Consider the following 23,191-nt stretch of genomic DNA (forward strand, 5'->3'; position numbering starts at 1 on the left):
AGCGCTAGTTTTGAGCCCCTGTGCTTAACTTACCAAAGCTTCCTTTATTATTACCTGGAGAATTTATTCACTAGGTTATGTTATTTTCGGGGGAGATTTCTCTGCTTTAAATGTTTTGATTTAGCCATAGGCGCTTATTAATATAAACTCAGCGCATTTAAAACTTTCCAAACATGGATTTTGTTTTGTCGATCTATTTAAGCCAGTGTCTTAAAGTGTATTCGCTACTTCTTCCCTCTAACCCTCTCCAACCTACAAAGCCACCACTACATTCGTATAACGTGAGCGGTATAGGTGCTCTCATAGCTGTGTTTGCTGAGTAAGTCGTTCACCTAGCACATTGACTGAGGAAAAGTCTTCTTTCAGTGGACCTTCGTGTAAGTCACGATAGTTTTAACAATTATCTGGTACTTTTTATTCTAAAGGTGTACGCTTCACATCGAATATTTTTTCGACAGTAAATCATGTTATATCTCTTGTTTAAAAGCTTTGTAAGAAGGCTGAACTCCGTGCAAAAAAACGCGATGAAGTGTTGCTCGGAGTCTTAAATTAATCTTCATCAGGTGTTTTATGTGTGGGTAGCTTCGCTGAAGTTATACGCAGGAGCTTGTACACCTGATAAAAGAGAAGAGATGGCCGGTGATATTTCATCATCGGCCTTTTTGTATCTGTTAAGCAGCTACAAAGCATTACCCAGTATTGAAATAAGGGCCGGTATTGATCACCGGCCCTTTTTTAATTGGTTGAAAACATGAGTATTTTACAAGTTAAAAATTTGTCTTATCAGATAGCTGATAAGACGTTATACAACAACGTGACCTTTCGTATTAACGTGGGAGAGAAAATAGGTATCACCGGAGCGAATGGTGTTGGAAAAAGCACCTTATTGAAACTGCTTTGCGGTGAATTATCTGCAGATAAGGGCTGCATTGAATGGTTACCAAACCTTGAGGTGGGGTATTTAGAACAACATTTTAAGATCGATAATGTGCTGACAGTTCATGAGTGTTTAAAGGGCTCTTTTGAGAGTTTATACGCTGCAGAGCAAAAGCTTTGGACTTTGTATCATGCGATGACCGAGTCTCACTCTACATCTCTTTTAAGCCAAGTCGCTCGGCTACAGGCATATTTAGAAGATGAAGACTTCTATGCAATTAATACCAAAATTGAACGAGTTGCTGTAGGTCTTGGTATTTATCAATTTGGCTTAGATACACCGCTTGTCTCGCTAAGTGGCGGTCAAAGGCACAAAGTCCTTTTAGGCAGGTTGTTACTTCGCAACCCCGATGTGTTAATTCTTGATGAGCCGACAAACTATCTTGATGCTCCGCACATTGAATGGCTAGTCACGTTTCTCAATGATTACATTGGCACAGTTTTACTGGTTTCTCATGATATTGATTTCCTTAATCAAGTAGCGACCAGTATTTGTGATATTGATTATCAAACGGTTCGAAAATACAGCGGCACTTATGTCAAAGCAATGCAGCAAAAGCATCACGATGGTGCTTTGATAGAAAAGCAATATAAGGCTCAGCAAAATGAAATTCGAAAGTTAGAGCAATTTATTGCCAAAAATGGCGCTGGAGTTAACGCGAGTCTTGCTAAAGGGCGTAAGAAAAAACTGGATAAAATCGAACGTATTCAACTGAATAATGTAGAGAAAGTATCGATGTTTGACTTTGCTTACCAGCCCATTGGGCAACCGAATGTGATTGACGCAAAAGCGTTGATGATCGGTTATCAGCAGCCTCTGCTTCCAGTATTTGATATCACGTTAGCGCGCGGGGAAAAGTTGGTTGTTGCTGGCTTTAACGGCGTAGGTAAGTCGACCTTACTTAAAACCCTGATGGGGGAGATCGAGCCACTCTCTGGTGAGGTGGTATTGGCAAAAGGTGCAATGATTGGTTATTTTTCTCAAGATTTGTCTTGGCGCCATCCTCAGAACACGCCTGAACAGGAGCTGTGCTCTTGTGCGCCAACAATCTCAAGCAAAGAGTCACGCAAGCTATTAGCTCGCTTTGGGATCACGGGGGATAAGACGCAGCGCCACTTAGATACATTGAGCGGTGGTGAGCAAACTCGGGTGAAACTGTGTTGTTTATCGGTTCAGAAATGCAATGTTTTGCTGTTGGACGAACCAACAACACATTTGGATAGCAGCAGCAAAAATGCGCTTAAAGAGGCTCTCCAGCGCTTTTCCGGTAGCGTGATTGTGGTATCTCATGAGAAGGCATTTTTGCAATCTTGGCCTGATAGAGTTTTAGATATTTCGTTGCTCACTTGTGCTGAATCGAAAACAGAACAGGAGGTGGAGCTATGATGCAGTCCATGATCCTATTTCTCGTTGCTTTTCTTGTTGGTGCTGATGAGTTGATGCTTGGATCTATTCTTGAACCTATCGGAAATGATTTAAGTGTTCAACCGAGTCAGGTGACCTTATTTATTACGGCATATAGTTTAGCCATAGCAATTTTCGCTCCTTACTTGGGCCGTTTATCAGACCGAGTTGGGCGTATTCGAATCATGGTGCCTGCTTGCTTTGTATTTGGGGTTGCGTCTATTACGACGGGCATAGTTCATGATTTTGAACTTGCTATTGCAACTCGAGTGATCACTGGTATTGCAAGTGCAGGCATGTTGCCAATTGCATTCGCGTTAGCGGGAGACGCGAAGGGTAATAGAGCGATGCGTCAAATTGTGATGGTTCAGGCGGGATTAACGCTAGGTATGATAACCAGCCCGGCGATCGGAGCATTGTTGACCCAGCTTTTATCATGGCGTGCCGCTTTTATTATTTTGGGCGTTGCGGCTCTTCTTGTCAGTGCCATGATTGTAGTGTTCATGAACAACAAGCATAATGAGTCCAAGAAGTCAGATACTCTGCCACCTATCGCAGACGTCATTCATCTTCCAGGCGCGTTGAGAGCGATTCTAGCGATGTGTTTAGGCCTAGGGGGAGGTATTGGTGTATTTAACCTGATAGGCCTCCATATTCGAGATACCAGCGAGTTGGCGCTCGGTTGGGTGGGCGCTATTTATGCTGCTCTAGGGATCGTTAGTGTGGTTGGAAATATGTGCGTGGGGAGAGCTTGCCGTTGGCTTGGTAGCTCTCGAGCCGTTATGCGAGTGGCTTTAATGGTGTGCATACCTTGCAGTGCATGGGTGTTCTCAAATGAGATGAGTACGGTGACCGCTTATCTTCCAGCTCTAGTGCTCTGGTCTCTCGCTGGAGGGGTTGGTTCTCCGGCATTACAAGCACATATCGCAAGCTTATCTGATGAATATCGAGGTGTGTTAATGTCTTTTGGAATGAGTATGATGCACTTTGGTGTCGCGATTTGGTCTGCCTTGGCGGGCTTCGCGTATTCTGTAGGCAATGAATGGGTCGCTTTCGTGGCTTTCCTATTGTTTGGCTCAGCAGTAGTTATCTTAAAGCCAGTTGGTAATACTGAACAAAGTGAGCGTTATTCGTAGTGTTTTAGTAGATAAAGAAAAGCCGTTACCTAAAAAGGTAACGGCTTGTTCCAAATACTTTTTGAAAAACGGTCTTAGTTCATGCCGTATTTCTTAAGTTTCTTGCGAAGAGTACCGCGGTTGATACCCATCATAGTTGCTGCGCGAGTTTGGTTACCGCGAGTGTACTGCATGATAGTATCTAATAGTGGCTGTTCAACTTCAGCTAGAACTAATTCGTATAGTTCTGTTACTTCCTGGCCGTTTAGTTGAGCAAGGTAGTTTTTAAGAGACGCTTTAACAGAGTCACGTAAAGGCTTCTGAGTAATCTGGTCTTGTGACGTTACTGTAGTTACTGTTAATGCTTCTGAAGTCAGATTTTGTTCGAACATATTCGGTCTAGCTCTTCTCTTAATTATGATGCAACGTTATCAAAATAACCTTCTAACGCCTCAATTTGCAGCGGAGCTGCGTCGATAGCGTTGAAGGTACGGCGAAACTCACTTGCCTGTTCATGCTCTTTCAGGTACCACCCAACGTGCTTGCGCGCGATACGTGGACCTAAGAACTCCCCATAAAATTCATGCAGAGCATTCACATGACCAAGCATAATGGTTTTCACTTCCTCAGTTGGAAGCTCCTCCATTGTGGTGCCGTTTTCCAAATAGTGATGGATTTCCTGGAAAATCCAAGGACGACCCTGGGCAGGGCGTCCAATCATTAAAGCGTCCGCACCGGTGTACTCCAGTACAAATTTGGCTTTCTCCGGGCTATCGATATCACCGTTCGCGATAACCGGAATTGAAATCGCCTCTTTTACCGCTTTAATGCTGTCGTATTCGGCCTCACCTTTGTACATACATGCTTTCGTTCTGCCATGCAGAGCAAGAGCTTGTATGCCGCAGTTTTCGGCTAATTTAGCGATCTGGACACAGTTCTTGTTGTCTGTATCCCAGCCAGTTCGAGTCTTTAACGTTACAGGAACGTCCACTGCATTCACGACCGCTTTCAAAATCTCTTCGATAATGTTTGGGTATTGAAGCAGAGCAGAGCCCGCTAGCTTCTTATTCACTTTTTTTGCCGGGCAGCCCATGTTGATGTCGATGATTTGTGCACCGTTCTCAACACTGAATTGAGCTGCGTCCGCCATAAGCTGTGGATCGGAACCCGCAATCTGTACAGAGCGAATGCCCGATTCGCCCTCGTGTACCATGCGCTGTTTCGACTTTGACGTTCCCCATAGTTTTGGGTTAGCAGACATCATTTCACTGACGGCCATTCCCGCACCATAGCGAAGACACAACTCGCGAAACGGTCTATCCGTTACACCAGCCATAGGGGCTACGATTAGATTGTTCTTAAGTTGATAGTTTCCGATTTTCAAAACGTCATCACAGTTCTGTACCAGCAAGGGCGCGCATTTTACGCATTTTTTCACTGCGTGAAAAGACTAATATTTGAGCATTTACAAATTGTTTTTGTAAATTGTATGAATTTCAAACAATTAGCTCTGAAAACCTTGTCTAGCCTTGCTTACGACCAGAGATGCGACACCATTCACTTTGCTCAACAATCGGGTCAATGTGAAGCTCGTCACGGTAATAGTTCGCAACATCTTCAGCTTGAGTGTCTAATACGCCAGACATTGCAAGGTCGCCATTTGGCTTAACTAGCCCTTTGATGATAGGTGCAAGTTCACGTAAAGGTCCTGCAAGGATGTTGGCCACAACGACGTCAGCGACGAGACCTTCAGGTTGATTTTGCGGTAAGTAAACTTCTAGTTTGTCTGCAACGCCATTACGCTCAGCATTGTCTTTTGAAGCAAGCAGGGCTTGAGGATCAATGTCGATCCCTATCACTTTTTCAGCGCCCAGTTTGATCGCTGCGATCGCAAGAATACCTGAGCCACAACCGAAGTCGATAACGGTCTTACCGCTTAAGTCCATGCTTTCTAGCCACTCAAGACAAAGTGCTGTTGTAGGGTGAGTACCCGTACCGAATGCAAGGCCTGGATCCAACATAACATTAACAGCGTCAGGATCTGGAATGTCGCGCCAGCTTGGACAAATCCATAGGCGTTCACCAAATTTCATTGGGTGGAAGTTTTCCATCCATTCGCGTTCCCAGTCTTTATCTTCAAGCTGTTCTACTTTGTAAGCAAAATTGTCAGCCAGCATATTGCTCGCTTTAATTTGGTCGATGATGAAGTTAGTGTCTGCTTCTGCATCATACAGTGCCAGAATATCAGTATCGCCCCATAAGCGAGTTTCGCCAGGTAGAGGTTCGAATACAGGTGTATCCTGCGCGTCTAAGAATGTAACAGACAGCGCGCCAGTCTCTTCCATTAGCATATCGCCGATTTGCTCAGCGTTTTCATTGGTCGCGTTGAGTTTGATTTGAATCCAAGGCATTGGTTTTTGCTCTTAAAGTGAATGAAGTGGCGCAGAGTTTACCAGAACTCTACGATTTGTTTGAGTATATACCCAAATAAGCCGATTTATATGTTGAGCCCTTCGCGTACATATAAAACAAAAATGCCCACGGGAGTGGGCATTTTTTAAGACGTTTGCTTAGGCTTATTGTAAGCCAAGCTTCTTCTCTAGGTAGTGGATGTTTGCACCACCGTGTTGGAAGTTTTCGTCATTCATAATGGAGAATTGCAGTGGCACGTTAGTTTTGATGCCTTCGATGATCATCTCACCCAGTGCGTTTTTCATACGTGCAATCGCTACATCACGGTTCTCACCGTAAGTGATCAGTTTACCAATCATTGAATCGTAATGAGGTGGTACTGTGTAGCCTGTGTAGATATGAGACTCCCAACGTACACCCATACCGCCAGGAGCGTGGAAACGCTCGATCTTACCCGGAGATGGTAGGAAGCGCTCAGGGTCTTCTGCGTTGATACGACACTCAATCGCATGGCCACGGATCTTAATATCATCTTGAGTGAATGACAGAGGCTGACCCGCTGCAACGCGAAGCTGTTCTTTGATTAGGTCGATGCCAGTAACCATCTCTGTTACTGGGTGCTCTACCTGAATACGAGTGTTCATTTCGATGAAGTAAAACTCACCGTTCTCGTATAGGAATTCAAACGTACCTGCGCCGCGGTAACCGATCTCGATACATGCACGAGTACAGCGCTCACCGATGTACTTACGCATTTCTTCGGTGATACCAGGTGCTGGAGCTTCTTCCACTACTTTTTGGTGACGACGTTGCATTGAACAGTCACGCTCACCAAGGTGGATTGCGCCGCCTTGACCGTCAGCAATAACCTGAACTTCAACGTGACGAGGGTTTTCTAGGAATTTCTCCATGTAAACCATGTCATTGTTGAACGCCGCTTTTGCTTCAGCACGTGTCATTGCAATGGCTTGGATAAGGTCTTTCTCTGCGCGAACAACACGCATACCACGACCGCCGCCGCCGCCAGATGCTTTGATGATTACTGGGTAACCAATGCGCTTAGCAAATGCTTTGTTTTTCTCTTCGTCATTGTCTAGAGGGCCGTCAGAACCCGGTACACAAGGAACGCCTGCTTTCTTCATTGCATTGATAGCAGATACTTTATCGCCCATTAGGCGGATAGTGTCTGCCTTTGGACCAACGAAGATGAAACCACTGCGCTCAACTTGCTCTGCGAAGTCTGCGTTCTCAGACAGGAAGCCGTAACCTGGGTGGATAGCCACAGCACCAGTCACTTCTGCTGCAGAAATGATGCGTGGAATGTTTAGGTAGCTGTCGATACCACGAGCAGGGCCGATACATACGGTTTCGTCTGCGAGTAGTACGTGCTTAAGATCGCGGTCCGCTGTTGAGTGAACAGCGACGGTCTTAATACCTAATTCTTTACAAGCGCGAAGAATACGAAGTGCAATTTCACCTCGGTTCGCGATGACTACTTTGTCTAGCATAAGGCAAGCCCCGCTTATTCGATTACAACAAGAGGTTGGTCGAATTCAACTGGTTGGCCGTCTTCAGCTAGGATTGCTGTAACAACGCCAGATTTGTCCGCTTCGATTTGGTTCATCATTTTCATTGCTTCAACAATACATAGAGTATCGCCAGCATTTACTTTCTGACCCACTTCTACGAATGCTTTAGAGTCTGGGCTTGGAGAGCGGTAGAAAGTACCAACCATTGGAGAAAGAACTTGGTGACCTGCAGGTGTTGCTGCTGGAGCTTCTGCTGCTGGCGCTTCCGCTACTGGTGCCGCTGCTACTGGTGCCGCTGCTACTGGAGCAGGTGCCGCCGCTGGAGCTGCTGCGTAGTGAATTGGTGCTTGAGGGGCTGCAGTGCCATGACGGCTGATGCGCACTGACTCTTCACCTTCAGAGATCTCTAGCTCAGCAATGCCAGACTCTTCAACTAACTCAATTAGCTTCTTGATTTTACGAATATCCATCTTTTCTTTCTCTTTTATCTTGTGATTAAGACAACCCTCGTAGGGTTGCAGAGTGTTAGGGTTACTTTGCCTGTAGCTTATTGATCGCTGCAGACAGAGCAAATTCATAACCTTGTGCGCCTAAACCGCAAATCACACCCTCTGCTTTATCTGACAGATAAGAGTGATGACGGAATGGTTCACGTGCGTGCACATTTGATAAGTGCACCTCAATAAATGGGATGGCGACGCCAAGTAATGCATCTCGCAGCGCCACACTAGTATGAGTGAAAGCCGCTGGATTGATGATGATGAAGTCAATCTTGCTATAGGCAGCGTGAATGGCTTCAATCAGTTCGTACTCACGATTTGATTGTAGGTGTTCCAGTTCTACCCCAGCGTTATGGGCTTGCTCTGTAAGAGTATCCACAACTTGAGCTAAGGTACTGTGACCATAGTGTGTCGGTTCGCGCAGACCCAATAGATTAAGATTTGGTCCGTTTAGAACAAGAATCCGTGACTTTGCAGACATTGTGTTGCTATCTTCCCTTATCGTGAGTGGAACGTTTATATTCCCAAATATACGATAGTTCAGCACGATTTTTTTGTTAAAACCGAGCAAATTTTAAAAAATCGACCAAGATTATAGCTAATTCATAGCAATTAGCAGCAATTTACTGGTCTAATCTCCTAATAGCCACTCTCGTTTCTGTAACCAAGTTAACAAAAACAACATAATTGCCATATTTTTTGTGTGGCCAATTTGTGCACTAAAGCAAAAAACCGCCATGAGTGATGGCGGTTTTTAAAGTGCTTTTAAAACAGTTGGTTGAATTTATGCCAATTCTGCTTTCTCTGCGATAAGTTTATCTACAACGCTCGGATCGGCAAGCGTTGATGTGTCTCCGAGGTTGCTGGTATCACCCGTTGCAATTTTACGCAGTATTCGACGCATGATCTTACCAGAACGAGTCTTCGGTAAGGAATCCGTCCAGTGCAGTACATCTGGTGTTGCAATTGGACCAATCTCTTTACGCACCCAATCTTTCACTTCTTTGTGTAGCTCTGCTGACGGGAATTCACCATCGTTCAAGGTAATGTAAGCGTAGATAGCTTGGCCTTTGATGTCGTGTGGAATACCAACAATCGCGGCCTCAGCAATTTTATGATGTGCGACAAGAGCCGATTCTATTTCAGCGGTACCCATGCGGTGACCCGACACGTTTAGTACGTCATCAACACGGCCTGTGATCCAGTAGTAACCGTCTTCGTCACGACGAGCACCATCACTCGTAAAGTACATTCCCTTGAAGGTTGAGAAGTAGGTCTGTTCAAAGCGCTCGTGGTCGCCATAAACAGTACGCATCTGACCTGGCCATGAATCAAGGATCACCAAGTTACCTTCTGCTGCGGCTTCTTCAATGATGTTGCCCATGTTATCAACCAGTGCAGGTTGGACTCCGAAGAATGGTCGAGTTGCTGAGCCTGGTTTTAAGTCTATTGCGCCTGGTAGTGGTGCAATTAAGATACCGCCGGTCTCTGTTTGCCACCAAGTATCAACGATAGGCGAGCTCTCGTTACCAATCGTTTTGTAGTACCACTCCCACGCTTCAGGGTTGATAGGCTCACCTACTGAACCCATCACACGTAAGCTTGAACGAGATGTCCCTGCTACCGCTTCGTTACCTTTTGCCATTAGTGCACGAATAGCGGTTGGCGCAGTGTAGAGAATGTTCACTTGGTGCTTATCAACCACTTCACTCATACGAGCCGTGCTTGGGTAGTTTGGAATACCTTCAAACAGAATGGTTTTGGCCCCGTTCGCTAGTGGACCATAAATTAGGTAAGTATGGCCTGTAATCCAGCCCACATCCGCGGTACACCAGAAGGTTTCACCTGGTTGATAATCGAAGACATATTTAAAGGTCATTGCCGCGTAGACGAGGTAACCGCCTGTAGTATGTAGTACGCCTTTAGGTTTACCTGTCGAGCCAGATGTGTAGAGGATGAACAGCGGGTCTTCGGCTTTCATCTCTTCTGGTGGACAAACGTCAGAAACGTTGGCTGTTGCTTCGTGCCACCAAACATCACGGTGTTCATGCCATTCTACATCACCACCTGTACGTTTAAGCACGACGACTTTACTGATGGTTTTTACGTCTGGGTTGGTTAGTGCTTCATCCACGTTCTTTTTCAGTGGAACAGCGCGTCCGCCACGTACGCCTTCGTCAGCGGTGATCACGACTTTAGCGTCAGAGTCGATGATACGGCCGGATAGTGCTTCTGGTGAGAAACCGCCAAATACTACGGTGTGAACCGCACCAATACGAGTACAAGCGAGCATAGCCACTGCGGCTTCTGGCACCATTGGCATGTATAGACACACCACGTCGCCCTTGCGTACGCCTTGGTCTTTCAATGCGTTGGAGAATTTACACACTTCTTTGTGTAGTTCGTTGAAAGTGAGTGTTTTGTCGTCGGCTGGATCATCGCCTTCCCAAATGATGGCGACGTCGTCCCCGTGTTCTGCGAGATGACGGTCAATACAGTTAGCCGAGACGTTCAGTGTGCCATCTTCAAACCAGCGAATATCAACATGGCCAGTGTCGAAAGAAGTGCTTTTTACTTTGGTGAAAGGTTTGATCCAATCAACGATTTTGCCGTGTTCGTTCCAGAAGCCCTCTGGATCGGTTACCGACTGCTGATACATGGCTAAGTAAGTATCATTATCCGCGTGTGTATGAGTTTTAATATTTTCTTTTACCGGATAAACGTGGGCTTCGCTCATGGCTTCTCTCCTTGTGCCTTATTTCTCGGCCTTACACCAATCTAGATAAGATTTTGAATATATTTTTGTAGGGCTGTTTTTTGGTTCTAAATAACTTGGTCGTGGTAATGACGACGTTGTGCTTATAACTGTCAGTCACCGCGCGTATTTCCACAATTAGACTTTAGGATGAGAGTGATAGAAGCGCCGGGAAATCGCTGAAACAAAAGTATTTCTGGGAGCTAGGTCAACTGATTTTTATGTATACGGTGCGGTTAGGTTGGGTAAATCGCCTTTCGTTAAGCGGACAAAGACCAAAGCGGCAGAAATCGCGTCTTGCAAGGCGTCGTGTTTGTCTTGGATAGGAAGTTCGAGGTGTTTACAAATGGCATCCAGACTTAAGTCGAAATAGGCATTCGGCAAATGTCGTTCCAACTTATCGTGATAAATCTGACTGACCTCGATGAGTGGGTTAGGAAGTGGGAAGCCAAGTTGCCTCAGACAAGCAAGGTCTAAGATCTTTTTATCGTAACGAATGTGATAGCCCACAAGTGGTCGGTTGCCGATAAAGTCGAGCAGCTCGAGCAGCGCCTCTTTTTCACTGATGCCATCGACTAAGTCTTGGTGGCGAATTCGATGGATCTTGACTGAGCCAGAGTCGAGCGATTGCGGCGCGCGTAAGCGGACTTCAAATGGTTGACTGGTGATGATACGGTTGTCGATGATCTTGGTGGCTGCAATAGTCACCAGCTCGGCGCGATTTGGGTCAAGGCTGGTGGTTTCGCAGTCAAGAGAGACGTATTCTGTTTTATCTGGCGTGCAAAACAGCGACTGATAAGGCGAACCTTTCAATTTGTAGTACCAGTATTTGCGTTGTAACCAGTTCATTGCTTACGCCTCTGTGATTTATGAAAATCAGGGTTAATCACGAATTTGATAATGGAAGCCTAAAAATTGCTTAAATTTCTTCACTACATGTAAGCTGTGGCGAAGCAAATCACGCTCAGTTCTATCCAGTTGTTTAATATCAATGTTATTCAACGCTTCTTGCTTTTTGAGTTGCTGATTAAGGCGAAGTTTAAAGAACAATTTTAGTGCTTCGTTGAGATTATCTGCTGTTTCGGGTTCTAAGATGCGCTTATTTCTCAGAGCTTCAATGCGTTCAAACGTGTTCTTCTCTTCAATGGCATACTCCAAAGACAAGGTGCGAATGCCGTGTACAATTGGGAAAATACCGCCGCGTTTAATGTCCAATCCGTCTTTAGCACTTTTTACGTTGCCAAATAGAGTTAGGGGCACCGAAAACTGCAAGGCAGGGCGAGTAAAATCAGACAATATCAACATGCGATCTTTCATTGTGTCACGAAGATGCGCCGCAATTGGAGCCAGCAGCTCGCAATTCCCAGCAATAGCATGGGCGTCACTGAAAATGGCTAAGTCCATGATTTGTTCTGGTTCGGCTTTAGCTATCCAGTGGTTTAGGGTGCTTATCCATTCTTGCTGTGTTTTGACCCACTTCGGGTTGTTAACCATCACTTTGCCAGGGCAAAGTGGATAACCGAGCTGTTGTAGGGTGTGTGTGAAGGATTGCATCACTTGTTCGCAATGAGGCCATTCCAGACCATCTTGAATAATCAGGCCATTGTCTTGATCGGTTTTGAGAATTTGCTCTCCTCGGCCTTCAGAGCCGAGTACGATCAAGCAACAATGGTCGTGCAAGGCTGGTGGTATTACTAACTCGAACGCTTTCTCGATAATTTGCTCGTTTACAGCTGAGATCAGCTCCATGATGAAGCGAGTGCGGATGCCGTTTTTCAATAAGCTCTCGACCAATTGACGTTGGCGGTTTGAGGCCAAAGCGAGCTCTTCCACGCTGCTTGCTCGAGCAATACTGAGCGTTAACACGTGAGAGTGGGTTGAAAACGCGCTGAGAATTTGGGTCATATCCAGCATGCCGACGGCTCGGTTGCCTTCACATACCATGAGGCGTTTCATTCTATTTCTGGTCATTGTGATCATGGCGTTGAATAGAAAGTCACCATCATCAACGTGATAAACAGGAAAGCTCGCGATCTCACCCACTGGTGTGTCGAGCGCGCAACCATCTATCATCACAGAATGCAGCATATTAGTACGAGTCACTATTGCGTACGGGTGGGCTGATGGCCATTTTTCCAATCGTGGATCATCGCCATGGAGTTGAACCAATGCAGCGTCAATCCCATTTTCTTTTAAGGCACGTGTTACCTCGTTAATTGGTGTATTTGGTTCAAGGATCATCGGTGGGTGATAAATGCTGCGGTCAACTTTAGTGAGAATAAACTCCGCTAAGTTTTGCTGTTGATGGGCCGCTTCGATGAGCTCTTGCCGTTTCGATAAATTGTTATCGAAATAGGCTGCAAACTGGCCATTTTCGTTGTAAAGGGCAAGGAAAACTTCTTTCGGCAGTAGGTAAGAGAGCGTGTCCTCAAGCGCGATGTAGTGATGACGTACCTTGTCTTCAAGTAACGAGCGTACATCGAACATATCGTCGTTGGCATAATGTGCGAACACTTCCTGTTGATCGTTGGAGCGCTCTTCTACCGCGCCTTTGATCAGAATATGTAAGTGGGGGTTCTTCTGTCCGCAGGATAAAATAACATCTCGAGCTCGATAGTAGGCAACGTCCAGAGACGATCGCAGTCGCGTTTGTTGTGCTTCAGTTAAGCGATCGAACGGTGGAGATTGCATGTTAAATTTGTCAGGCATGAGAACACCCAATAATGATGGAAGGAACACTCTCTAAGTCTGACAAATTTCTTACCGGAAGCCAGACGACTTTGGTCTAAATTACGATGTTTTCGCTTGAAGATGCCAAATGTCGCAAAGTTAGTATTCCATCGAGGAAACGATAAGTTTCTTATTCTTCCCTTTTTATAATACGCATGGCGATCCATAATTCCCGGCTCGAACGTTGGTGTTCCCGTTTTAGGATATTAGTAATGTTGAAACCTTCTCCGTATGGCTGGATTTCCCAGTACTTTCTCGGATTCTTCTTTGCGTATGGCGTGTATCTGCCATTTTGGTCACTTTGGTTTAAGGAGCAAGGAGTATCTTCGGCAGATATCGGTTTGCTGGTCGGGTTAGGCCTTGCGACACGTTGTGTTGCCAATATCGTGATCACCCCACGAGTACACAAAGTCGAACATCTTATGCCTGCTTTACGTTGGTTGAGTTTCGCTGCCCTCCTTTTTGTTGGATTTCACTTTTTTACGGGTGGTAGCTTTTGGTTAATGGCACTAGCGACAGTGTTGTTCAATCTTTGTTGTGGACCGATTATTCCGTTGTCGGACGCGATGGCAAATTACTACGCTCGCCTGAAAATGCTCGATTATGGCCGCACGCGGCTATGGGGTTCGATTGCCTTTATCGCAGGCTCGACGGCAGTGGGCTACCTGGTGGCTGAATTTGGCTCCGATATGATCTTGTACACTGCGATGTTCGGCGTGTTTATCTCGTTGCTGTTTGCTATGCGACCGACTAACCCAATGCCTGTAACGCATGGTGGGCAAAGCGCAGAACGTCCAAAGCTGACCGCTCTTTTGACCGACAAGCCGATACTAAAATTCTTAGTGTTGGTGTCACTAATTCAGGGCAGTCATGCGGCTTACTACGGCTTTAGTGCGATTCACTGGAAGGCCGCTGGTCACTCGGAAGATGTCATTGGCTACTTGTGGAGCTTAGGAGTGGCCGCAGAAGTGGCAGTGTTTGCATTGAGTAAGCGCTTATTCGTAGGTTGGTCAATACGCGCGCTGTTTATTGCTGCTGCCGTTGGTGTAATGATGCGTTGGGGTATTACGGCGTCGACAACATCAATTATTGCTTTGGTGGTTGTTCAACTATTGCATAGTGTGACTTTCGCTACCGCACACATTGCCGCGATCCAATATATCCAAAACTCCGAAGAAAATAAGATCGTAGCGTTGCAAGCGTTGTATAACGCGATTCCGTTGGGCGCATTTATCGCGTTAATGACCGTATTGAGTGGCTGGGGTTATGAGCACTGGGGACCGCTTGTGTTCTGGGGCATGGCCGCGATGGGGTTATTGGCTCTGTTCATCAAGCTTGATTCGCAAGACCCACATCAGGTGGTTGATGTATCAGACAAGCCACTTGAAACACAGAATTAGACTTATGTAACAAAGGTTAAAAACTAAGCTTTGTCTCCGTTATCAAAGCAGTGTTAAATGAAACCTCTCCCTCATGGAGAGGTTTTTTTATTCTCTTGCTTTAAAAGTAGCAAGAAAGGCAAGAAAGGATATCGGATGCAAGGATGGCTGGTGGTTCCCGTTTCTTTAGCGTATTTGGGAGCTTTATTTATCATCGCGTGGTACGGCGACATTCAGAAAAGGTGGCTAGCGCGCTGGCGGCCTTGGATTTATAGCCTTTCCATTGCGGTGTACTGTACATCATGGACCTTCTACGGCACGGTCGGGCAGGCCAGCAGTAATCCTTGGTCTTTCTTGCCCATCTATATTGCTCCCATTTTAGTGTTTACCATCGGATGGCGCGTTTTAGCTCGGCTTATTTTGATTGCTAAACGGGAACACATCACGTCGATTGCTGACTTTATCGGAGCACGCTACGGTAAATCCCAAGGTTTGGCCGTGGTTGTTACGCTCATAGCGGTTGCGGGAATTTTGCCGTACATCGCTTTACAGCTGCGTGGTATCACTATGGGGCTTGAAATTATTGCTCCGGAGCTGGCTACTGATTTTGGTTATCAAAACGATAGCGTGTCGTGGTTTGTTGTGGTCGCATTGGCGATTTTTACGATGCTATTCGGTACCCGTCACATTGATAACACGGAACACCATCGTGGGATGATGATGGCAATTGCCTTCGAATCCATTATCAAACTGCTGGCTTTTTTAGTGGTTGGTGTCTTCATTGTTTGGTTGGCGATGAACACCGAGAATTTGAGCTTAATTGATGTTGCCGCACAGACGTATCAGTCACCAAATATCCCGACTATATTGATTCATACTGTACTCACGATGCTGGCGATCGTTTGCCTTCCGCGACAATTCCATACGATGGTGGTGGAAAATGAACGTGCTCAAGATTTGCATGTGGCTCGTTGGTTGTTCCCCATTTATCTGATCTTAATGGGGATTTTTGTTTTACCTATTGCGTGGGTAGGGCAAGGTCTCTTGAGTGGCGCTTCGCCTGATACTTATGTCATCAGTGTGCCGATGTCGGTAGGGGCGAGTGAAATCGCCTTGCTTGCGTTTCTAGGCGGTACTTCAGCGGCAAGTGGCATGGTTATCGTATCGACGATTGCCTTAGCGATCATGGTCTCGAATGACTTGGTTATGCCATTGCTATTGCGTCGCATGCGACTGACGCAGCGTAACCATCACCATTTTTCTGAATTATTACTGCGGATCCGCCGTGGTTTGATTTTAGTTTTGTTGATTGGCGCGTGGTGTTTCTATCAAGCGTTGGACACCATTCATTCACTTTCTGCTATCGGCTTTCTCTCGTTCGCGGCTATCACGCAATTCGCTCCTGCGCTGGTTGGCGGTATGTATTGGCGTCAAGGGAATAAGAAAGGTGTGTATGTTGGCCTCGCGGTGGGTTTTGCTACCTGGTTGATTACGTTAATGAGCCAAACAGACATGCTTGCCGGAGACGCCAGTAATAACTTCCTGATCTGGTTGATTACGCCACCAGAGGTATTGGCTAGCTTTGATATCGCGATTTCAGATTGGGGGATGATCCTCAGCGTGGTCGCTAATGCAGTGTGTTTTGTTGTGGTTTCTATGGCTACCCGACCAAGCCTAAGTGAGCGCTTACAATCGGCATCATTCGTTGGTACACCGTTGCCTGAAAGCGAAAATATGAGTCTGTACCAGAGCCGCGTTACGGTTGCAGAACTGGAAATGCTAGCATCCAGATTTGTAGGACGAACGCGAGTTAAAGCGGCGTTTCAAGCCTACTGGAGCCAGCAACGAGAAGAGTTGATGCCGAATCAACAAGCGCCATCTTCTCTGATTCGGCATACGGAGCGTGTGCTAGCAGGGGTATTTGGAGCATCTTCTGCTAAGTTAGTACTTACTTCCGCTCTGCAAGGAAGAAACATGCAGCTTGAAGAGGTGGCGACTATCGTCGATGAAGCCTCTGAACTGTACGATTTTAGTCGGGGTTTACTCCAAGGCGCGATTGAGCATATTGGACAAGGTATTGCGGTCGTCGATAAGCAACTACGCTTGGTAGCGTGGAACCAACGCTATTTAGAACTCTTTGAATTTCCGCCAGGCCTGATTCAAGTAGGTCGACCGATTGCGGATGTGATTCGGCACAATGCAGAGCAGGGGTTGTGTGGCCCTGGTGACCCTGATGACCACGTCCGTCGCCGTGTTTATCACCTTGAGCAAGGGACTCGGCACACCTCTTCTCGGGTTCGTCCCGATGGTCGCGTGATAGAGGTGCAAGGTAACCCAATGCCAGGTGGTGGTTTTGTGATGAGCTTTACCGACATCACCGTATTCCGTGATGCAGAGCAAGCACTGAAAGACGCCAACGAGACATTGGAAGAAAGAGTACGTCTGCGGACTCGAGAATTAGAACAACTTAACAAGCAGCTGGTGGAAGCGACGCAGCGCTCGGATTTGGAATCGAAGTCCAAATCACGGTTCTTGGCGGCAGTAAGCCATGACTTGATGCAACCGCTCAACGCGGCGCGTCTATTCGCATCTTCACTATCGGAAGTCGCCAAAGACAGCGAAGCCAAAAAGCTGTCAGCACACATTGAAAGTGCTTTAGAGGCTGCCGAAGACTTAATTGGAGATTTGCTGGATATCTCGCGTTTGGAATCGGGCAAGTTGGAAGTCAACGTGCATGGCTTTGCGTTAAATGATGTGTTATCGAATTTGAATGCTGAGTTTAGTGCGTTAGCCAAACAGCAAGGTATAGAGTTCACCATGATTCCGTCCTCACTCATGGTTAAGTCGGATCCCAAACTGCTGCGCCGTGTGGTGCAAAACTTCCTGACCAATGCGTTTCGTTATAACCCGAATGGCAAAGTCGCACTCGGTGTTCGGCGCGTGAAAGGGCGAGTGCGTATTGATGTATGGGATAATGGAGTGGGGATTGAAGAAGAGAAGCAGCAAGAGATTTTTGAAGAGTTTAATCGCGGAACTCAAGTTCGTTCCGACCAAGGCCTCGGACTTGGTTTGGCGATTTCGAAAGGAATTGCTCAGGTACTTGGGCATGAAATTTCGATGCGCTCTTGGGTTGGAAAAGGCAGTGTTTTTTCCATCACCCTAGATAAAGCTGATCATGTTCAGCCTCATCCAGTTCACGTGGCAATGAGTAAGCAATCTGAACTTGGTCATCTGAGAATCCTATGTGTCGATAATGAGCCTGACATTCTAGTCGGCATGGAAAACTTACTTTCCCGATGGGGCTGCGATACACGAGTTGCGATTGATTTAGTTGAAAGTCTACAAGCGCTTGAGGATGGTTGGATTCCGGATGTAATTTTCTCCGATTACCGACTTGATGATGGTCGTACTGGTTTAGAAGTGCTACAGCAATGCCGCCTGAGATTAGGCCACAGCTTTGAAGGAGTCATCATCAGTGCAGATCGTACCGATGATATGCTTGATGGCATCAAAGCAAATGGGTTCAGCTTTATTGCTAAGCCAGTTAAGCCGCTTAAGCTGCGTTCGGTGCTCAATCGAGTCGCTTAGGATTGGAGTGTTTGAAAAATCACTATAAAAGAGACCTCCGAATGGAGGTCTCGATATTTGTAATCTTAGTTGATAGGCTGAGTTTGCCGTTTATTCTGCGACGCCGCCTTGGGTCAGTTTGGCTGGATTAAGCAATCGCTCTAGTGTGGCTCTATCCAAATCAGTTTCTTCTTCCGCGACATCAATAATCGCGCGTCCCTGTTTGTAGGCTTTTTTCGCGACTTCTGCCGCTTTTAGGTAACCAATGACAGGGTTGAGAGCCGTGACCAAAATTGGGTTTTTGGCGAGTGCTACATCCAAGTTATCTTGGCGAACTTCAAACGTCGCAATGGCTTTGTCAGCTAAAGCGGTTGCGCTGTTAGAGAGTAACTCGATACTCTCCAATACGTTATGAGCAATAACTGGCAGCATGACGTTAAGCTGGAAGTTGCCCGCTTGGCCTGCGACGGTAATGGTGGTGTCATTACCAATGACTTGCGCTGATGCCATAGCTGCGGCTTCTGGGATCACAGGATTTACTTTGCCAGGCATGATGGAAGAACCCGGTTGCAAGCCTTGTAATTCAATTTCACCTAAACCAGCCAATGGGCCTGAATTCATCCAACGAAGATCGTTTGCGATCTTCATGATCGCAACTGCTGCTGTTTTGAGCTGTCCCGACAGAGCGACGATCGCATCTTGACTGCTTAAATTGAAAAAGAAGTTATCACTGGCCGTGAACTGAATACGAGTTGACTGGGTTAGGTTGCTAGCGAATAAGTCTGCAAAGCGTGGATCGGCATTGATCCCCGTTCCAACCGCCGTACCACCTTGGGCTAAGGCTTTTACAGCAGGAAGTGTTTGTTCAATCGCTTGTTTTGCATGCTCGATTTGGAACTGCCAACCGCCAAGTTCTTGAGCAAAGGTAATTGGCATCGCATCCATTAAGTGGGTGCGACCGGTTTTTACAACATCTTTCAATGCTTGTTGCTTAGACTCTAGTGTTTGGCTTAGGTGTGACAGGGCCGGGAAGAGCTGTTTTTCAATGGCTAATGCTGCGCTAACTTGAATGGCCGTCGGTACCACATCGTTGCTGCTTTGTCCCATGTTGACGTGATCATTAGGGCTGACAGTGCCGCCTAGATGCTGGGAGGCCAGTGTTGCAATTACTTCATTCGCATTCATATTTGAGCTAGTGCCTGATCCCGTTTGGAACACGTCAATTGGGAATTGCTCAATATGATTGCCTTCGATAATTTCTTGAGCTGCGTCAGCGATCGCGTTGGCAATATCTCCCTCAAGCAGCCCTAGCTGTGCGTTGGTGAGTGCCGCAGTCTGCTTGATGTGTGCTAACGCTTTGATAAAACCAGATGGCATTTTATGTTGACTGAATGAGAAGTTATCGACGGCGCGTTGAGTCTGGGCTTGGTAGAGAGCATCTGCAGGGACCGTTACTTCGCCCATACTGTCAGTTTCTATGCGGAATTCGGTGCTCATGGTAGGGATCCTTTTGGTTAATCGAGTGAGATTTGAATCAGGCGTAATTGTTGTTGTAGTGCGAGAAATTTCACGTCGCCTTGTTCAAACTGGTAGTAATAGCGTTTGAGGCAAAATAATGGCGTATGGATAGAATCGAGACAGACACGACGGAAGATACGACTGCGAGTTGAGTCTTGAATTGCGTCTAGTAAATGGAAATAAACCTGACGTAAAAACAGCTCACACAACAATAGATTTTCTTCATCGGCATCGTGTTCATAACAGGAAGACAACACCATTCCCCAATGAATATAGTCATGAATCACGTCTGGCTCAAAGCCATGTGGTGCGGCGAGAAGGAATCTATCTTGGGCTTTAAAAAATGCGTTAAAGATGTCCCGTTTGTTGTCCATAACCACCTCTCATTAAATGTAATGATAATTATTATCAATTAACTTGTGGGTTGGCAACCCTTTTTAGAGTAAGAGGTTGTTGAAGAAAGACTTACGGAAACAAAAGCCGACGCAAAGGCGTCGGCTGAGTAGGAATTCATTTATGCTGAGTGAAACTAAGTCACTGTCGTTTGAAGGCCGGTGAATTAGCTTGTCGCCGTTATTCAGTAAATAAGGTTTCGTACTTCACAAATGCGGTTTGCGTTTCACCATAATACAGTGTGCCGCCTGATTGAATGACGACTCTTAACCAGCTTTCTGCAGATGCAGGCTTTGGTAAGGTGATGTACCAGCTTTGGCCTGCTTGATCGGCGGGCTTCATATCAATCGGTTGAGCGTTTTTCTCTTTGTCACTCACAATAGAAACTTTAACCCCTTCGAGTGGGTAAGCGGCGTTGAGTGACAATTCTAAGTTATTTTTAGTGAGTTTTTCCGAGCGAAATTTCACTTTAAAATCGCCATTTTCCATATCACACAGACCACTGGTGTAACGACAATTAGACTTACTCGCGAGTTTGTAAGTTTCCCCTTCTTGCGCCGCGTGGGGTTTCTCGCTGAGGGCCATATCGGTACCGAAGTAAGCGATCAAAGAGAGAACTGGCGCAATCAGTAGAGCGAGAATAAAGTGCTTGTTTTTGAACATCTTGGCTTCCTTGCAACGACATACTGCGAATATGGTAACTGAAAAGTGAGAATAAAAAAGCCCCGGACGGCTGGTTCCAAACGGGGCTTTTGTGGTTTTGATTAGTTTTTAGTGATCCACTGCACTACCAGCACCTACTGGCACGCGAACGTGTTCGACTAGGTCTTTTACTTCTTGTGGCGTTTCTGCTGTTACTTTGGAGACAGCGAATGCGACGATGAAGTTAAATAGTGCGCCAATAGCACCAAACGCGTTTGGCTCAATACCTAGGAACCAGTTTGTTCCCCAGCTTTCTAGATATTTCCAATCAGCAACGAAAAGAATGCCTTTGTGTTGGAATACGTAGAACAGCGTAATACTGATACCCGCAATCATACCGGCGATTGCGCCTTCTTTGTTGATGCTCTTGCTGAAGATGCCCATCATCAATGCAGGGAAGATGGATGAAGCGGCAAGACCAAAGGCGAGTGCTACCGTACCTGCGGCAAATCCAGGCGGATTTAAACCGAGATAGCCTGCGGCTGCTATCGCTACTGCCATTGATATTCGACTAGCAAGTAGCTCTTTTTTCTCGGATATGTTCGGATTGATAACCCCTTTGATTAAGTCATGGGAAATAGCTGAAGAAATGGCGAGTAGTAAACCTGCTGCGGTAGATAGTGCAGCTGCAAGACCACCTGCTGCCACAAGTGCAATCACCCAGTTTGGTAGTTTAGCGATCTCAGGGTTAGCCAATACCATGATGTCGTTATCAACGCGCAGTTCGTTGGTGGACGCATCTGAAGTGTATTGGATATTGCCATCGCCATTTTTATCGTCAAAACCGAGTAGTCCAGTTGTTTCCCAGTTTTTGAACCACGCAGGACGCTCGTCATACGCTAGGTGCTGACCCGGAGCTGGATTTACCGTATTCATTAGGTTGAGACGAGCCATCGCTGATACCGCTGGTGCTGTAGTGTAAAGGATTGCGATGAAGATCAGAGCCCAGCCTGCTGATGTACGTGCGTCGCGAACCTTCGGCACGGTAAAGAAACGGATAATTACGTGTGGTAGACCGGCAGTACCAATCATCAGTGACATGGTGTAGACAAACATATTAAGTGTGTCGCCACGTACTTGGGTCGTGTATTCACTGAACCCGAGTTCGGTCACCACTTGGTCAAGCCGATCGAGTAGATAGACATCGGTACCAGCCATGGTACTCCCCAGACCAATTTGTGGGATTGGGTTACCAGTGAGTTGCAGAGAGATAAAGATTGCAGGGATAGTGTAAGCAAGAATGAGTACGCAATATTGAGCAATCTGCGTGTAAGTGATGCCTTTCATGCCGCCAAGAACCGCGTACATGAAAACGATACACATACCAATTAATAGGCCAGTGGAGTAGTCCACTTCTAAGAAGCGACCAAACGCAACACCTACGCCTTTCATCTGACCGATAACATAAGTCACTGATGCGATGATAAGACAAACAACCGCTACGATACGTGCCGTGTTGGAGTAAAAGCGTTCACCAACGAACTCTGGCACCGTAAACTTACCAAATTTGCGTAGGTAAGGCGCTAGCAACAGCGCAAGCAGAACGTAACCACCAGTCCAACCCATTAGAAATACTGAGCCGCCATAGCCCATGAAGGCAATTAAGCCTGCCATTGAGATAAACGACGCTGCGGACATCCAATCGGCTGCGGTTGCCATACCGTTTGCAATCGGGTTTACACCGCCACCAGCAACATAAAACTCTTTGGTTGAGCCGGCGCGAGCCCAAATAGCAATCCCGATGTACAGGATGAACGTGGCGCCAACGACCAGGTAGGTAATAGTTTTCAAATCCATCTGAGTGACTCCTTATTCGTCCACGCCGAATTCACGGTCAATTTGGCGCATCTTCCATGCGTAATAGAAAATAATTCCTAGGAAGGCATAGATGGAGCCTTGTTGAGCAAACCAGAAACCGAGTTTGTAACCGCCTAGTTGAAATTGATTTAGTACGTCGACAAATAAAATGCCGCAGCCGAAAGACACGACGAACCAGATGACCATTAGGCCGATCATGAGCTTCACGTTTTTGTCCCAATAGGCTTTGGCTCTTTCTTCGCTTTCAAATGCCATTGCCGTCTCCTTACGATTGGTATTGTTGTTAATGAAATGTTTCAATATGTACATTAGCAAGGTGTTGGCAATAACTCTTTTCAACTTTAGTCGGGGTGTTAAAAATGAAGAACCCCCATATTATGGGCTTTTGCAGCGAACAAAGGGGTAAAATTCTATGTTAATAAACTGTTAAGT

General features: G+C 46.2%; 18 protein-coding genes. 4 read left to right on the forward strand and 14 right to left on the reverse strand.

What is annotated here, in order from left to right:
* Positions 1-751 precede the first annotated feature (751 nt).
* Together KI742_RS20630 and KI742_RS20635 are read left to right on the forward strand one after the other, a co-directional pair.
* Positions 752-2,323 (forward strand): ABC-F family ATP-binding cassette domain-containing protein, encoded by a 1,572-nt coding sequence (locus tag KI742_RS20630; protein WP_258515049.1) that lies wholly within the window; start codon positions 752-754, stop codon positions 2,321-2,323.
* Positions 2,320-3,477 carry an MFS transporter gene (locus KI742_RS20635; RefSeq protein WP_285386216.1) on the forward strand — a complete coding sequence of 386 codons (1,158 nt, stop codon included), beginning with the start codon at positions 2,320-2,322 and terminating at the stop codon, positions 3,475-3,477. The genes KI742_RS20630 and KI742_RS20635 overlap by 4 nt, the downstream gene beginning before the upstream one ends.
* Positions 3,478-3,551: 74 nt before the next feature.
* On the opposite strand, the gene fis is transcribed toward KI742_RS20635, so the two are convergent.
* From fis to KI742_RS20680, 9 genes are all read right to left on the reverse strand, one after another.
* Positions 3,552-3,848, reverse strand: a complete 297-nt coding sequence (fis, locus tag KI742_RS20640) for a DNA-binding transcriptional regulator Fis (protein WP_000462885.1) — start codon at positions 3,846-3,848, stop codon at positions 3,552-3,554.
* A 23-nt stretch (positions 3,849-3,871) separates the two neighbouring features.
* Positions 3,872-4,840 (reverse strand): tRNA dihydrouridine synthase DusB, encoded by a 969-nt coding sequence (dusB, locus tag KI742_RS20645; RefSeq protein ID WP_005382505.1) that lies wholly within the window; start codon positions 4,838-4,840, stop codon positions 3,872-3,874.
* Positions 4,841-4,979: 139 nt separating this feature from the next.
* Positions 4,980-5,867 carry a 50S ribosomal protein L11 methyltransferase gene (gene prmA, locus KI742_RS20650; RefSeq protein ID WP_005382507.1) on the reverse strand — a complete coding sequence of 296 codons (888 nt, stop codon included), beginning with the start codon at positions 5,865-5,867 and terminating at the stop codon, positions 4,980-4,982.
* A 165-nt stretch (positions 5,868-6,032) separates the two neighbouring features.
* Positions 6,033-7,376, reverse strand: coding sequence for an acetyl-CoA carboxylase biotin carboxylase subunit (accC, locus tag KI742_RS20655; RefSeq protein ID WP_005382509.1), 1,344 nt, complete (start codon positions 7,374-7,376; stop codon positions 6,033-6,035).
* Positions 7,377-7,390: 14 nt separating this feature from the next.
* Complete coding sequence (gene accB, locus KI742_RS20660) at positions 7,391-7,867, reverse strand: acetyl-CoA carboxylase biotin carboxyl carrier protein (protein ID WP_213894214.1); 477 nt, start codon at positions 7,865-7,867, stop codon at positions 7,391-7,393.
* Positions 7,868-7,928: 61 nt separating this feature from the next.
* Positions 7,929-8,378 (reverse strand): type II 3-dehydroquinate dehydratase, encoded by a 450-nt coding sequence (gene aroQ, locus KI742_RS20665; RefSeq protein ID WP_285386214.1) that lies wholly within the window; start codon positions 8,376-8,378, stop codon positions 7,929-7,931.
* Between the two features lie 303 nt (positions 8,379-8,681).
* Positions 8,682-10,634: an acetate--CoA ligase gene (gene acs, locus KI742_RS20670; RefSeq protein ID WP_285386212.1), complete on the reverse strand. Its 1,953-nt coding sequence runs from the start codon at positions 10,632-10,634 to the stop codon at positions 8,682-8,684.
* Between the two features lie 237 nt (positions 10,635-10,871).
* Positions 10,872-11,501 (reverse strand): 3'-5' exonuclease, encoded by a 630-nt coding sequence (locus KI742_RS20675; protein ID WP_025768818.1) that lies wholly within the window; start codon positions 11,499-11,501, stop codon positions 10,872-10,874.
* Positions 11,502-11,534: 33 nt separating this feature from the next.
* Positions 11,535-13,361: a DUF294 nucleotidyltransferase-like domain-containing protein gene (locus KI742_RS20680; protein ID WP_262681889.1), complete on the reverse strand. Its 1,827-nt coding sequence runs from the start codon at positions 13,359-13,361 to the stop codon at positions 11,535-11,537.
* A 233-nt stretch (positions 13,362-13,594) separates the two neighbouring features.
* On the opposite strand from KI742_RS20680, the gene KI742_RS20685 reads away from it, so the two are divergent.
* The gene (locus KI742_RS20685; RefSeq protein WP_285386208.1) at positions 13,595-14,782 is read left to right on the forward strand and encodes a 3-phenylpropionate MFS transporter; all 1,188 of its coding nucleotides are present in this window, start codon (positions 13,595-13,597) and stop codon (positions 14,780-14,782) included.
* A gap of 135 nt (positions 14,783-14,917) precedes the next feature.
* Positions 14,918-18,349 carry a PAS-domain containing protein gene (locus tag KI742_RS20690; RefSeq protein WP_054577283.1) on the forward strand — a complete coding sequence of 1,144 codons (3,432 nt, stop codon included), beginning with the start codon at positions 14,918-14,920 and terminating at the stop codon, positions 18,347-18,349.
* Between the two features lie 90 nt (positions 18,350-18,439).
* Here the strand turns inward: KI742_RS20690 and KI742_RS20695 are convergent, their stop codons facing one another.
* The 5 genes from KI742_RS20695 to KI742_RS20715 all read right to left on the reverse strand — a co-directional run bounded on the left by KI742_RS20695 (position 18,440) and on the right by KI742_RS20715 (position 23,014).
* Positions 18,440-19,825 carry a lyase family protein gene (locus KI742_RS20695; protein WP_054575306.1) on the reverse strand — a complete coding sequence of 462 codons (1,386 nt, stop codon included), beginning with the start codon at positions 19,823-19,825 and terminating at the stop codon, positions 18,440-18,442.
* Positions 19,826-19,842: 17 nt separating this feature from the next.
* Positions 19,843-20,220: a hypothetical protein gene (locus tag KI742_RS20700; RefSeq protein ID WP_005382370.1), complete on the reverse strand. Its 378-nt coding sequence runs from the start codon at positions 20,218-20,220 to the stop codon at positions 19,843-19,845.
* Positions 20,221-20,419: 199 nt separating this feature from the next.
* Positions 20,420-20,902, reverse strand: a complete 483-nt coding sequence (locus KI742_RS20705) for a hypothetical protein (RefSeq protein ID WP_005382371.1) — start codon at positions 20,900-20,902, stop codon at positions 20,420-20,422.
* A 108-nt stretch (positions 20,903-21,010) separates the two neighbouring features.
* Entirely contained in the window at positions 21,011-22,738 is a 1,728-nt protein-coding gene (locus KI742_RS20710) for a sodium:solute symporter family protein (RefSeq protein ID WP_005382372.1), read from the reverse strand.
* A 12-nt stretch (positions 22,739-22,750) separates the two neighbouring features.
* A complete protein-coding gene (locus KI742_RS20715) occupies positions 22,751-23,014 on the reverse strand; it encodes a DUF4212 domain-containing protein (RefSeq protein WP_005382373.1) in 264 nt (87 codons plus the stop codon).
* Positions 23,015-23,191 lie beyond the last annotated feature (177 nt).

This window comes from Vibrio sp. D417a (genome assembly GCF_030248595.1).
GTDB lineage: Bacteria > Pseudomonadota > Gammaproteobacteria > Enterobacterales > Vibrionaceae > Vibrio > Vibrio alginolyticus.